This is a genomic window from Citrobacter sp. XY323, from assembly GCF_025106035.1.
Taxonomy (GTDB): Bacteria; Pseudomonadota; Gammaproteobacteria; order Enterobacterales; family Enterobacteriaceae; genus Citrobacter; species Citrobacter braakii.
This window is the reverse complement of sequence record NZ_JANYUK010000013.1, coordinates 169,175-182,232: the sequence shown is the minus strand read 5'-3', so window position 1 is coordinate 182,232 and position 13,058 is coordinate 169,175. Positions and strand designations below refer to the sequence as shown.

General features: G+C 55.3%; 12 protein-coding genes and 1 riboswitch. Of the genes, 7 read left to right on the top strand and 5 right to left on the bottom strand.

Annotated features, from left to right (window positions below):
• The first annotated feature begins 59 nt into the window (after window positions 1-59).
• Both N0B36_RS18280 and N0B36_RS18275 read left to right on the top strand, forming a co-directional pair.
• Complete coding sequence (locus N0B36_RS18280) at window positions 60-725, top strand: 7-cyano-7-deazaguanine/7-aminomethyl-7-deazaguanine transporter (protein WP_200046835.1); 666 nt, start codon at window positions 60-62, stop codon at window positions 723-725.
• Window positions 726-797: 72 nt separating this feature from the next.
• Window positions 798-1,355: a DcrB family lipoprotein gene (locus N0B36_RS18275; RefSeq protein WP_016154847.1), complete on the top strand. Its 558-nt coding sequence runs from the start codon at window positions 798-800 to the stop codon at window positions 1,353-1,355.
• A gap of 3 nt (window positions 1,356-1,358) precedes the next feature.
• Here N0B36_RS18275 and N0B36_RS18270 read toward each other — a convergent pair whose 3' ends face one another.
• A complete protein-coding gene (locus N0B36_RS18270) occupies window positions 1,359-2,576 on the bottom strand; it encodes an MFS transporter (protein WP_259688783.1) in 1,218 nt (405 codons plus the stop codon).
• A 133-nt stretch (window positions 2,577-2,709) separates the two neighbouring features.
• Between N0B36_RS18270 and N0B36_RS18265 the strand changes: the two genes are divergently transcribed.
• Entirely contained in the window at window positions 2,710-3,759 is a 1,050-nt protein-coding gene (locus tag N0B36_RS18265) for an AI-2E family transporter (protein ID WP_259688782.1), read from the top strand.
• A 62-nt stretch (window positions 3,760-3,821) separates the two neighbouring features.
• Window positions 3,822-4,412: a 4'-phosphopantetheinyl transferase AcpT gene (gene acpT, locus N0B36_RS18260; RefSeq protein ID WP_216403864.1), complete on the top strand. Its 591-nt coding sequence runs from the start codon at window positions 3,822-3,824 to the stop codon at window positions 4,410-4,412.
• Here the strand turns inward: acpT and N0B36_RS18255 are convergent.
• Window positions 4,404-4,910, bottom strand: coding sequence for a phenolic acid decarboxylase (locus N0B36_RS18255; protein WP_019078109.1), 507 nt, complete (start codon window positions 4,908-4,910; stop codon window positions 4,404-4,406). The genes acpT and N0B36_RS18255 overlap by 9 nt on opposite strands.
• Before the next feature lie 99 nt (window positions 4,911-5,009).
• Between N0B36_RS18255 and N0B36_RS18250 the strand changes: the two genes are divergently transcribed.
• Window positions 5,010-5,870, top strand: coding sequence for a LysR family transcriptional regulator (locus tag N0B36_RS18250; RefSeq protein WP_101700413.1), 861 nt, complete (start codon window positions 5,010-5,012; stop codon window positions 5,868-5,870).
• Between the two features lie 91 nt (window positions 5,871-5,961).
• Complete coding sequence (gene nikR, locus N0B36_RS18240) at window positions 5,962-6,363, top strand: nickel-responsive transcriptional regulator NikR (protein WP_200046833.1); 402 nt, start codon at window positions 5,962-5,964, stop codon at window positions 6,361-6,363.
• Window positions 6,364-6,442: 79 nt separating this feature from the next.
• Here the strand turns inward: nikR and N0B36_RS18235 are convergent, their stop codons facing one another.
• From N0B36_RS18235 to N0B36_RS18225, 3 genes are read right to left on the bottom strand one after another with little or no spacing between them, the layout of a single operon-like run.
• On the bottom strand, window positions 6,443-7,567 hold the full coding sequence (locus N0B36_RS18235; RefSeq protein ID WP_019078107.1) for an ABC transporter permease: 1,125 nt from the start codon (window positions 7,565-7,567) through the stop codon (window positions 6,443-6,445).
• On the bottom strand, window positions 7,567-10,314 hold the full coding sequence (gene rbbA / locus N0B36_RS18230) for a ribosome-associated ATPase/putative transporter RbbA (RefSeq protein WP_259688781.1): 2,748 nt from the start codon (window positions 10,312-10,314) through the stop codon (window positions 7,567-7,569). The genes N0B36_RS18235 and rbbA overlap by 1 nt, the downstream gene beginning before the upstream one ends.
• The gene (locus N0B36_RS18225; protein WP_259688780.1) at window positions 10,311-11,378 is read right to left on the bottom strand and encodes an HlyD family secretion protein; all 1,068 of its coding nucleotides are present in this window, start codon (window positions 11,376-11,378) and stop codon (window positions 10,311-10,313) included. Before N0B36_RS18225 ends, rbbA begins: the two co-directional genes overlap by 4 nt.
• A gap of 411 nt (window positions 11,379-11,789) precedes the next feature.
• Window positions 11,790-11,973: riboswitch (M-box (ykoK) riboswitch) on the top strand.
• A 55-nt stretch (window positions 11,974-12,028) separates the two neighbouring features.
• Between N0B36_RS18225 and N0B36_RS18220 the strand changes: the two genes are divergently transcribed.
• A complete protein-coding gene (locus tag N0B36_RS18220; RefSeq protein WP_016154873.1) occupies window positions 12,029-13,042 on the top strand; it encodes a magnesium transporter in 1,014 nt (337 codons plus the stop codon).
• The last annotated feature ends 16 nt before the right edge of the window (window positions 13,043-13,058 follow it).

Genomic DNA, 13,058 nt, shown 5'->3' with positions numbered 1-13,058 from the left:
GTATCATGCGACGGTTTTTTATTGGGTTCCCTCACCCCATCCAACAAAAAGGTCACAATATGACTCCGTTTACACAATCTCAACGCGTAAAAGCGTTGTTTTGGCTATCGCTATTTCATCTGCTGGTGATCACCTCCAGCAACTATCTGGTGCAGCTACCGATCTCCATTTTGGGTTTCCATACCACATGGGGCGCTTTCAGCTTTCCGTTTATTTTCCTCGCGACCGATCTGACCGTGCGTATTTTTGGCGCACCGTTGGCACGACGTATCATCTTTGCGGTAATGATCCCCGCGCTGCTGATCTCCTATGTCGTTTCATCACTGTTCTATATGGGATCGTGGCAGGGATTCGGCGCACTGCTGCACTTTAATCTGTTTGTCGCCCGTATCGCCGCCGCCAGCTTTATGGCTTACGCGCTGGGTCAAATTCTGGATGTGCATGTCTTTAACCGCCTGCGTCAGAACCGTCGCTGGTGGCTGGCGCCAACGGCTTCCACGCTGTTTGGCAACATCAGCGATACGTTAGCCTTCTTCTTTATCGCTTTCTGGCGCAGCCCGGATGCCTTTATGGCCGAGCACTGGATGGAAATCGCGCTGGTTGACTACTGCTTCAAAGTGCTGATCAGCATTATTTTCTTCCTGCCGATGTACGGCGTGCTGCTGAATATGTTACTGAAAAGGCTGGCAGATAAATCCGAAATCTCTGCATTGCAGACGAGTTAAAGGTTCATTTTCCGAGTTGTGATAAGATGGACGAATGAGCCGTTATGGCCGTTTATCGAAAGGAAGAAGTCAATGCGCAATCTGGTTAAATATGTCGGTATTGGCCTGCTGGTTATGGGGCTTGCGGCCTGTGATAATAGCGATACAAAAGCGCCTGCAGAGGGTGCTGCCGCAGAAAGTAGCGCCACCGGACAACCGGTCAGCCTGTTGGACGGTAAACTCAGTTTTTCCCTGCCAGCGGATATGACCGATCAGAGCGGCAAACTGGGCACCCAGGCGAACAATATGCACGTTTATTCTGACGCAACCGGCCAGAAAGCGGTGATTGTGATTGTTGGCGACAATACCAACGAAGACCTGGCTGTGCTGGCAAAACGCCTGGAAGATCAGCAGCGTAGCCGCGACCCGCAGTTGCAGGTCGTCACCAATAAATCTATTGAGCTGAAAGGCCACACGCTGCAGCAGTTAGACAGCATCATCTCGGCCAAAGGCCAGACCGCTTACTCTTCCGTGGTGTTGGGTAAAGTCGATAACCAACTGCTGACTCTGCAAATCACGCTGCCTGCTGACGATCAGCAAAAAGCGCAGACTACCGCAGAAAACATCATTAACACGCTGGTTATCCAGTAACGGTTAAGACGATGACTCGGCCTCCGGTGACACCACCTGAGGCCGTTTTTTTAATCGCCAGGTCAGCAATAACGCCACCGCCACCAGCCCTGCCGTCGCCAGATAGATAACCGGCACGCCCGCCCAGGTCATGACCAGCCCGGCCAGCGGCCCCGTAACTCCCAGTGATAAATCCATAAACACCGTATACGTCGCCAGCGCAGCGCCCTGATTTTGCTGCGGGACGGCTTTTACCGCCACCACGCCCAGCGCCGGGAACACCAGCGAGAACCCTGCACCGGCCAGCAGGACGCCGCTTTTCGCCATCCACGGCATGGAAGCCATCCCCACCAGCAGCAGCCCAACAATCTCGACGCTAAAGCAGATCATCGCCACATTTAGTCCACCTAACCGGTTGATACCATTTGGGAATAACAGGCGGGTCCCCACAAACGTGCAGCTAAAAAGCGTCAGCGCGAAAGCGGCACCGTCCCAGCCTTTGGCATCATAAAACAGGGTAATGAAAGTGGCGATCACGCCAAATCCGGCTGAGGCCAGGGCCAGCGCCATGCCGTACAACCAGACACGCCCAAGCACCGCGCGAAACGGCAACGGTTTGCCTTTGCTGGCCTTTACCGCCGGACGAGGGAGCGCCAGCAGCATTGCCAGCAGCGCCACGCCCATCACGGTCAGCGCCAGTCCCTGTAAGCCACCCCAGGCATAAAACAGTACACCCAGCGGAGCGCCTATCGCCATCGCGCCATAGGTCACGATGCCGTTCCACGAAATCACCCGTCCGATGTGCATTGAACCAACGACCCCAACCCCCCACAGCGTAGAGCCAGTCCCGGCAAAGCTTTGCCCGATCCCTAGAATCACGCGCCCCAGGCATAACAGCAGCAGGCTGGCCAGCGGCCAGCCATTCGTGAAGCCCGCCAGGAAGTAGCCCAGACCACTTAAAAAACAGCCACACAGTCCGAATACCACAATCTTCTTTGGCCCCAGCAGGTCGGCATAGCGACCGGCATGTGGACGGCTCAGCAGCGTAGCGAAATATTGCAGGCTGATGACCAGCCCTGCCCAAAAAGCACTAAATCCCATCACATCATGGACATAGCCTGGCAATACAGCGAGCGGCAGACCAATGGTCAGGTAGCTGGCGAAGTTAAACATCACCACAGAGACAATACGCAGATTAAGGCGTAAACCGCTAAGCGTCGGTTCAGCGACGGGTTCGGGCATGGAGGATCACCACGTTTTCACAACAGTGTTTCATTTCTACCATGTTGCCGGGCAGAAATCAGTAGTCAGTTTCGGAATATCAGTCGCAAGCCAGCCGCTACACTTAATGCAAAAACGCAAACAGGAAGACGACATGACAACCACCCAGCCCGATAAAACGGGTTTGCACATTCTGCTCAAACTGGCCGCTCTGGTGGTGATCCTCGCGGGTATTCATGCCGCGGCGGATATCATCGTACAGCTTCTGCTGGCCCTTTTTTTTGCCATTGTATTGAATCCGCTGGTCATCTGGTTTATTCGCCGGGGTGTACGTCGGCCGGTCGCGATAACGTTAGTCGTGGTGGTGATGCTGATCGTTCTTACGGCGTTAATCGGCGTTCTGGCGTCATCCATTACTGAATTCATGGCCATGCTGCCAAAATACAATAAGGAGCTGACGCGCAAGGTTCTGTATCTGCAAGAGATGGTGCCTTTTCTGAATCTGCATATGTCCCCGGAGCGCATGCTGCAACGTATGGACTCCGACAAGCTGATGACCTTCACAACCACGCTGATGACAAGTCTTTCTGGTGCCATGGCCAGCGTCGTTCTGCTGGTGATGACGGTGGTCTTTATGTTGTTTGAGGTGCGTCATGTTCCCTATAAGCTGCGCTTTGCGCTGAACAACCCACAAATCCATATTGCGGGGCTGCATCGGGCGCTGAAAGGTGTTTCTCACTATCTGGCGCTGAAAACGTTGCTCAGCTTATGGACCGGTGCCATCGTCTGGCTGGGACTGGCGCTAATGGGGATTCAGTTTGCTCTGATGTGGGGTGTGCTGGCATTCCTGCTAAACTACGTGCCCAACATTGGCTCGGTCATTTCCGCCGTTCCACCCATGATCCAGGCGCTGCTGTTCAACGGCGTTTACGAATGCGTGCTGGTTGGGGCGCTGTTTCTGGTGGTGCATATGGTAATTGGCAACATCCTCGAGCCCCGCATGATGGGGCACCGGCTGGGATTATCGACGCTAATCGTCTTTCTCTCTCTGTTGGTGTGGGGATGGCTGCTTGGTCCGGTAGGTATGCTGCTCTCCGTGCCGTTAACCAGCGTGTGTAAAATCTGGATGGAAACCACCACAGGCGGTAGCAAACTGGCAATTTTGCTGGGACCCGGCAGGCCCAAAACCCGATTACCTGGATAAACTTGCAAACAGCATGTATAGAATGGTAAACAACCCCATTATTACTAAAGGTTAGCCCTGATATGTACCGGATCGTTCTTGGGAAAGTTTCTGTTTTAAGCGCTGGCACACTGCCTGCCGCACTGCGTGAGCAGGCCCCGCAAGGCGCTCGTCGTGCGCGCTGGCTGGCTGGTCGCGTGCTGCTTTCCCATACTCTTTCGCCATTACCGGACATCGTCTACAGCGAGCAAGGAAAACCGGCCTTTTCCGCCGACACACCGCTGTGGTTCAATCTCAGCCACAGCGGTGATGATATTGCCCTGCTGCTCAGCGACGAAGGGGAAGTCGGCTGTGATATTGAAGTCGTTCGCCCGCGCGATAACTGGCAGACGCTGGCAAATACGGTGTTCAGTCTCAGGGAACATGCCGAAGTTGAGGCCGAACACCCGGAGCAACAGCTGGCGGCGTTCTGGCGCATCTGGACGCGTAAAGAAGCTATCGTGAAACAGCGTGGCGGCAGCGCCTGGCAAATTGTCAGCGTCGACAGCACCGTGCTAACCTCCTCACTCTCGGTCAGCCAGTGCCAGCTCGATACCCTGAGCCTGGCGGTGTGTACCCCCACGCCGTTTACTCTGACCGCCGACGCCGTGCAGCGTCTGGAAGCCTTAGCGTAAATTTTCCGGGAAGTTTTCCGGCAATTCATTGGCCGCACAGGCAATAACGCTGTCATTATTCGCCCCACAGTCACGCACGAAGGTGATGGTCGCAAACTCGTCAATCACCTCAGTTGGATATGCCGGACCCGCATCGCGATATGACATCATCAGCGGAATATGATCATTCTGGAAACAAACCGTTTTTTGCGGATTGTTAATCACCCAGCGTGGGAAAAAAATGGTGCCGTGAAAGAGTTTGTCGCCCAGATTTACGATCAGGCTGACGTCGGTCCCGGTCGGTTCGGTCCATGAAATTTTATAAACACTCTCGCCAACCCGCACAATGTACGCCCGCTGATCTTTCACCCAACGATTCCCCACAATGCCGCTGTGAATACGGTAATCCAGAGTGGTGTCGTTTTTCACGTAGATCTCGTAATTCCAGCCATTATCGTAGGTATAGACCAGATGTTTGCCGACAAAGCCGCTCAAATCATGTTTATCAAAAGTGCTCATATTCGTTCTCCTCTTACTTGATGCGAGGATCTTACCGCTTCAAAAATTGGATGAATAACGCTATGTTTACATCATATTCATTCAATTTTTAGATGAGTTATGCACAAGACAACGCTGGAGCAATGGGCCTTACTGGAGAAAGTCGTGGAGCTGGGCAGCTTTGCGAAAGCTGCGGAAGAGACCAACCGTAGCCAGTCTTCGGTGAGCTACAATCTGGCGCTACTGCAGGAGCGGCTTGGCGTGACGCTGCTGACGCCGGAAGGTCGCAGGGCGGTATTAACCCCTGCGGGAGAGCTACTGTTGGGCCAGGTCAAACCGTTACTGAAGGCCTTTTTATGGGTGGAAACCCGGGCAGCAACGTTGCAAAACGGCACGCGAACGCGGCTGGATTTCATGGTAGATAGCATCTTCCCACGCAAACGCCTGTTCGCGATCCTCAAGCAGTTTCAGCAAGCGTGGCCACAGACGCAGGTACGTTTGACCGAAGTGCTGGAGAATGGTGACGATCGACTGGCGGCGCATGCCGATGCGGACGTGATGGTCCTGACCCGACGCCAGGATATCACCGGCCGCGGCGAATGGCTGATGAATATTGACTTCGTGGCCGTTGCCCACCGCGATCACCCGCTCTGCATGTTGGATGCGCCGCTGGATGAAGACGCGTTACGCGCGTGGCCGCTGATTCGCATTGCCGATCGCGACAACCCGCAGCAAGCGGTGCGCGATGCCTGGACCTTCTCGACCATTGATGCCGCGATTGAGGCGGTGATGTATCAAGTCGGTTACGGCTGGTTGCCTGAGGAGCGAATTCAGCAGCAGCTTGAGCAGGGGCTATTACGCCCGCTGCCGTTAAGCCATGGCGCTCGCCGTGCCACCCCGCTGCATCTGATCGTCAAAGACACGCTCGCGCCGCTGGATGAACAGGTAACAACCCTGCTGCGTTTATTGCGAGAGCATTAACCTTTTCCCCGGATGCCGGACGTGTGTTACAAAATACGCTATTCCCCTTACTCCCTGTGCGCCCACGCGCCACATGAAAGGTTAATTGCAGATGCAACGAGTCACCATTACCCTCGATGACGATTTACTGGAAACGCTCGACAGCCTGAGCCAGCGCCGTGGCTATAACAACCGTTCCGAAGCGATCCGCGATATTCTGCGCGGCACACTGGCGCAGGAAACTACCCAGGAGCACGGCACTCAGGGATTCGCAGTGCTCTCGTATGTTTATGAGCATGAGAAGCGTGACCTGGCGAGCCGTATTGTTTCCACCCAACATCACCACCACGATTTATCAGTCGCCACACTGCACGTGCACATCAACCATGACGACTGTCTGGAAATCGCTGTGCTAAAAGGTGACATGGGCGATGTGCAGCATTTTGCCGATGACGTGATTTCCCAGCGCGGCGTGCGCCACGGTCATCTGCAGTGCCTGCCGAAAGAAGAGTAATTACCTGTTATGTTGCCCGGCCTACATTCGTTCCCGTTTGTAGGCCGGGTAAGGCGCAGCCGCCACCCGGCAATAATATTTACGCCATCGTGCCAATCGTCTTTCTGAAACGCAGCAGCGCTATCAGGAAGAACGTACTACCAATCGCCAGCAGCGTCAGGAACTGCGGCCAGACAATATTAAATCCTGCGCCGCGGTAAAGAATCGCCTGCGCAAGGCTAACAAAATGGGTAGTCGGCATCGTCAGCATAATGTCCTGCACCGCCTGCGGCATGCTTTCACGCGGTGTAGAGCCGCCGGAGAGCATCTGTAACGGCAGCAGTACCAGAATCATCAGCAGCCCCAGTTGTGGCATGGAGCGCGCCAGCGTGCCCATAAAAATGCCGATTGATGTGGTGGCGAACAGGCTCAGCGCTACTCCCAGCATAAACAGCGGTATCGAGCCTTCAATCGGTACGCCGAGCACACCTTTTACCATCAGCATCAGCGACAGACCGGAAACCACCAGCACCACCAGCCCCATCGACCATATTTTTGCCATCATGATTTCAAACGGCGTCACCGGCATCACCAGCAGGTGCTCAATGGTCCCATGTTCACGCTCGCGAATCAGCGCCGACCCGGTAAGCACAATCGCCAGCATGGTGATGTTGTTGATAATCGCCATCACCGCGCCAAAGCGGGCGGGTTCCAGATTAGGGTTAAAGCGCATACGCATTTCCAACGCCACCGGCAGCTCGCTGTTATCGCGGTAACGCGACACAAAGCTGTTCACCTCGCCACTGATGATATTCTGGATATAGCTGTTGCCAGTAAAGGCCTGGCTCATCCGCGTGGCATCGACGTTAACCTGAATATCCGGCTGCCGCCCAGCCAGTACATCGCGCTGAAAATCAGGTGGAATGTTCACAGCGAAGGTATAGCGCCCAGCATCCAGCCCGGCATCCATCTCATCGGCGGTAATCATCTCCGGCGGTAAAAACCACGGACGATAAAAACTGTTCACAATGCGATTCGACAACTGCGACTGGTCCATATCGGCAATGGCAATCGGCGCCAGGTGCAGCGACCCTGGCAGAACGGTCGCAGAAGAGTAAACCGAGACCGTGAAGGCGAAGACGATCAGCGTCAGCATCGCTTTGTCACCCAGCAGGCTGCGTAACTCTTTGATGCCGAGGTTATAAATATTCCGTAATCGGCGCATCACCCCTCCTGTTTTTTCAGCAGCAATACGCTCAGACCAATGACCACTGGAATGGCTACCGCCAGTGGAATAAACAGCGGCCAGAGATCGGTCAGATCCAGCGCTTTAGAGAACGTCCCGCGCGCGATGGTCAGAAAATGGCTGGTCGGGTAAATTTCGCCAATCCACCGTCCCGGCCCTTCCAGCGAGGCGACCGGGTCGATCATCCCGGAAAACTGCGTCGCCGGGATCAGCGTAATAATCGCCGTACCAAAAATGGCGGCGATCTGACTTTTCATAAACGTGGAAATTAACAATCCCAGCCCGGTGGCAATGGTGACGTACAGCAGCGCGGCCAGCGTCAGGGTCACAAAACTCCCCTTATGCGGGACGCCGAATACAAACACCGACAGCGCGCACAGCAGCAGGAAGTTCAGCATGCCCAGCACGATGTAAGGCAACTGTTTGCCGAGTAAAAACTCGCTGCGGGTAGTGGGCGTCACGTACAGGTTGATAATCGACCCCAGCTCTTTCTCACGCACCACGCTCAGAGCGCTGAGCATGGAGGGGATCATCATCAACAGCAGCGGGATCACCGCCGGAACAATCGCTGGCAGGCTTTTCACATCCGGGTTGTAACGATAGCGAGTTTCAATGGTCATCAGTCCGTTTTGCCCGCTGGTATTTGGCTGACGCGCCATCACATCCTGCAGCCAGGTCTGGTGCATCGCCTGCACGTAGCCTCTGACCGTTTCCGCACGGCTCGGCATTGCGCCATCGACCCAGACGCCAATCTTCACCGGCGTTCCACGCGCGATATCGCGGCCAAAATTTGGCGGGATCTCTATGGCTACCGCGACTTCGCCCGAGCGCATCCGTTTGTCCAGCTCGTCATAACTGGTGAGCGGCGGTTGCTCGATAAAATAGCGCGATCCCGCCAGATTCAGCGTCCACGCCTGGCTGCTGACTGTCTGATCACGATCGAGCACCGAAAAACGCAGGTTTTCCACATCCATGCTGATGCCGTAGCCCATGATCAGCATCAGGATCACCGTGCCCATCAGCGCCAGCGTTGAACGTACCGGGTCACGTCGCAGCTCCAGCGCTTCGCGGCGGCTGTAGCTGAACAAGCGCCGCAGGCTAAATCCCTGGTGCGGCGGCTGACTGTTTTCATGCACTGCCGGGACATTGGCTGGCGGTAACTGAGCCTCCGGCACCGGACCTGCCGCTTCCTGTAACCAGGAGATAAACGCCTCTTCCAGACTGGCGGCACCACGCTGTTTCACCAGATCCTGCGGCGTACCGCTGGCCAGGACTTTTCCGGCGTGCATCAGCGACATGCGGTCGCAGCGCTCCGCTTCGTTCATAAAATGGGTGGAGATAAAAATGGTCACTTTATCCTGACGCGACAGATCGACCATCAGTTGCCAGAACATGTCTCTCGCCACCGGATCGACCCCGGAGGTTGGTTCATCGAGAATGAGCATCTCCGGGCGATGGATCACCGCCACCGCCAGCGACAGGCGTTGACGGATCCCCAACGGCAGCGCGCCGGGCAACGCGTCTTCGACTTCGGTCAGCGAAAAGCGCTCACTCATTTCTTGTACCCGCCCCGGGATTTCTGCTTCGGGGATATGGAACAACCGCGCGTGTAGCTCGAGGTTTTGCCGCACGGTCAGCTCGCTGTAGAGCGAAAACGCCTGCGACATATAGCCTACCCGGCGACGGGTATCGATATTCTTCGGGTCAACCGCTTGCCCAAACAGCCACGCCTCACCTTCACTTGCGGGTAGCAGCCCGGTGAGCATTTTCATGGTGGTGGATTTACCGCAGCCGTTGGAGCCGAGAAAACCGAAGATTTCCCCGCGCGGAATACGAAAGTTAACGTGGTCAACGGCCACGAACTTGCCGAAGCGCATGGTCAGATCTTTCGCCTCGATGGCAATCTCTTCCTGCTCAGCGTGATACGGCGGGATCACCACTGGTTTATGCGCCTGGCGCTGGGCTTCGGGTAACAGCGCGATAAACGCCTGCTCCAGCGTGTCGGAGTTGGTTTTTTCGCGTAGCTGCTGCGCGCTCCCGGTGGCCAGCACCTCCCCGGCGTTCATCGCCACCAGCCAGTCAAAGCGCTCGGCTTCTTCCATGTAGGCGGTCGCAACCAGCACGCTCATGTTGGTCTGCCGCTGGCGAATGCTGTTAATCAGATCCCAGAACTGGGCGCGGGACAGCGGGTCGACCCCGGTGGTAGGTTCATCGAGAATTAACAGTTCTGGGTCATGGATCAACGCGCAGCACAGCCCCAGCTTTTGCTTCATCCCACCCGAGAGTTTCCCGGCCGGACGATCGCGAAACGGCGCCAGTCCGGTGCTGTTCAGCAGCTCGGTAATCCGCGCTTCGCGCTCCGCTTTGTCATGGCCAAACAGCCGGGCAAAGAAATCGACGTTCTCATACACCGACAGCGTGTGGTACAGGTTTTTCCCCAGCCCCTGCGGCATCCAGGCAATGCGCGGGCAGACATCCCGGCGATGTTTCGGGTCGCGCATATCGCCGCCCAGCACCATCACGTTACCGTGTTCAATGACTCGCGCGCCGGAGATGAGCGACAGCAGGCTTGATTTTCCGACGCCATCCGGGCCAATCAGCCCCACCATACAGCGGGCGGGGATATCCAGCGTGATATTGTTCAGCGCTACCGTTTTCCCGTAATGCTGACTCACGCCGTCAAGGTGCGCCACGGGAGGAACGGGAACCAGCGCCAGATGCGTCATTGCGGCAACCTCACCATCAGGTCGTCAGGCCAGGCTCGATTTTCATCGATACGCACCCACGCCATGCCCGGCAGACCGGTTTTCACGTACTCGAGATGCTGCTGCAACAGCTCTGGCGGGATACGCGCTTTAACGCGGAACATCAGCTTCAGCCGCTCATCGCTGGTTTCGACCGTTTTCGGTGTGAACTGCGCGACGCTTGCCACAAAGCTGATGGTCGCCGGAACACGCAGATCCGGTGCGGCATCCAGCACCAGGCGCGCTTCGCCGCCAATCTTCAGTAAGCCAGCCTGTTCGGTAGGCAAGAAGAACGTCATGTAGACATCGCTGAGATCGACCATATTCAGGACGCGCCCGCCCGCAGAAAGCACCTCACCCGGTTCAGCAACACGGTACTGCACGCGACCATCGCGCGGGGCTTTCAGCTCACTGTCATCAATATCAGCCACAATACGACGTTCGGTGGCCTGCGCGGCTTCTACGCGGGTTTGCGCCTGAATGATGCTGGTGCGAGCGGCTTCAATTGCGGCTTTTGCCGCTGAGACCTGCGCCTTTGCAGATTCCAGCGCCGCACGTGCGCTTTCTGCCGCGGCCCGATCGTCATCCAGTTGTTGCTCAGACACGGCCCCACGCTGGGATAGCGAACGGGAACGCACGTGGCGTTTAGAAACCGACTGCAGCTCCGCCTCGCGCTGTTTTACTACCGACTGCGCGGCGCGCATTTCACTTTGCCGCTGTTCCAGCAGCGCTCGCGCCGCCGCCACCGCGCTTTCGGCCTCTTTGATTTGCGCGATCGCTTCCAGCCGCTGCTCCTGCAGCACGCGAGTATCCATTTTCGCCAACACCTCGCCCTGACGAACGAACTGCCCTTCCGACACAAGGATCGTGTCAATTCGCCCGGCAATCTTGGTAGCAATATCCACTTCGGTGGCTTCAATTCTGCCGTTGCTGGCTGCGAACCCCTCCGGTATTCCGGCAGGACGGAGCATCCACCATGCTATCGCAGCCACCACGACCAGGATGCCCGCCCCCCACCACATCACATGACGCTTAAACTTATCCATATTCGACCCGCCGTAATCCCTGTTATCAAACGATGCGTGTCACAAAGCCCACTGAATAGCTATTCAGCGGGAGATTCCATCCGGGATGAGAAGGAATAAGAAACTATGGCCAGAGAGCGGACAGGCGCTAAGGCAACCTGCGCCGCGCAGGAAGTGAATGACGAAAATGCTGTGAAATCGGGTAGTAATGTTGTCATCATCAGCGTTCCTGGCCGGAAATGAAACACGCATACTCATAACTGCTGTCTATTGAATACTAACACCTGGATTCAATATGTCTATTCGGTTGTAGTTTCCACTTCAGCCCTATCGCGCTCTGGCACAGGGAATATTTCGTATATCAACGATTGATAAACATTCACAACTATAAACATAATCAATAATTAGACATCGCTATAATAGTGGCTCATTTACCGATCTCGTTATGGCGAGGCTCCTGTACAAATACAAGTTACCGCCCTGCTGGTATCGAGAGAGGCCACTCAGGGAAATACAGGCATCCATCGAATCAAGGTGTTGCCAAGGTAACTTCTGACGATTTCACCATCGGGCAGATACGTTGTTCAGTGCTAAAACCAGGACGTAGGGATCCGCCTGCGCTAACCCTGTCTTGTTCGCCCCTATGAGAGATTTTTATAGGGAATTACACCATGTCATCTATGCCACTCTGCGCCGCCCATCATCCTATGCCGGATTTCAATGGCGATGCTATCGCGCAATATATGCGCACCGATTTTATTACCCTGCCGGATCATCTCAGCGTGAACGGCGCTCGTGAATACTTTGTCTCCCAGCTCACAACGGATGATATTCCAGGCCAGGTCTTTGTTGTAGCTGGAAAAGCGCTGCGCGGGGTGTTATCCATCAAGCGCTTATTGCAGGAAAAAGATACATCGCTGAACATCAACCATCTTACGGACAGTTGTTTATTTCATGTAAAGCCAGATGATGAACGGGCACAGGTCGTTGCCGAGTTAGCCGAACGCGAACTCGATCTGGTGGCTGTCGTTGAGAAAGGTGAGCTGGTCGGTTGTCTGATGGAAAAAGAGATCGCTCATCTACAGGAAGATGATGTTACCGAAGATGTTCAGCTTCAGGGGGCAACGTTGCCGCTGGAAAAACCCTACCTGGAGATTAGCCCGTGGACATTGTGGAAAAAACGTTCTGTCTGGCTCCTGCTACTTTTTGTCGCAGAGGCCTATACCAGCAGCGTTCTTCAACATTTTGAAGAGGCGCTGGAATCTGCTATTGCACTGGCCTTTTTTATTCCACTATTAATTGGTACTGGCGGCAACAGCGGTACGCAGATCACCTCAACGCTGGTACGTTCAATGGCGCTGGGAGAAGTGCGGCTGCGCGATATGGGTCGGGTGATCCGCAAAGAAGTTTCAACTTCGCTGCTGATTGCCCTAACGCTGGGTCTGGCAGGCTGCTTGCGCGCGTGGATGATGGGTATCGGAGTGGAAATCACGCTAATCGTCAGCCTGACGCTGGTTTGCATTACGCTGTGGAGCGCCGTGGTGTCATCAGTGATCCCCATGGTGCTCAAGCGTATCGGCATTGATCCCGCCGTGGTTTCTGCCCCGTTTATCGCCACGCTTATCGACGGTACCGGGTTGATTATCTACTTTAAAATCGCCCAGTATTTTCTTGGTCTGAACTAATGATAACGCCCGGCAG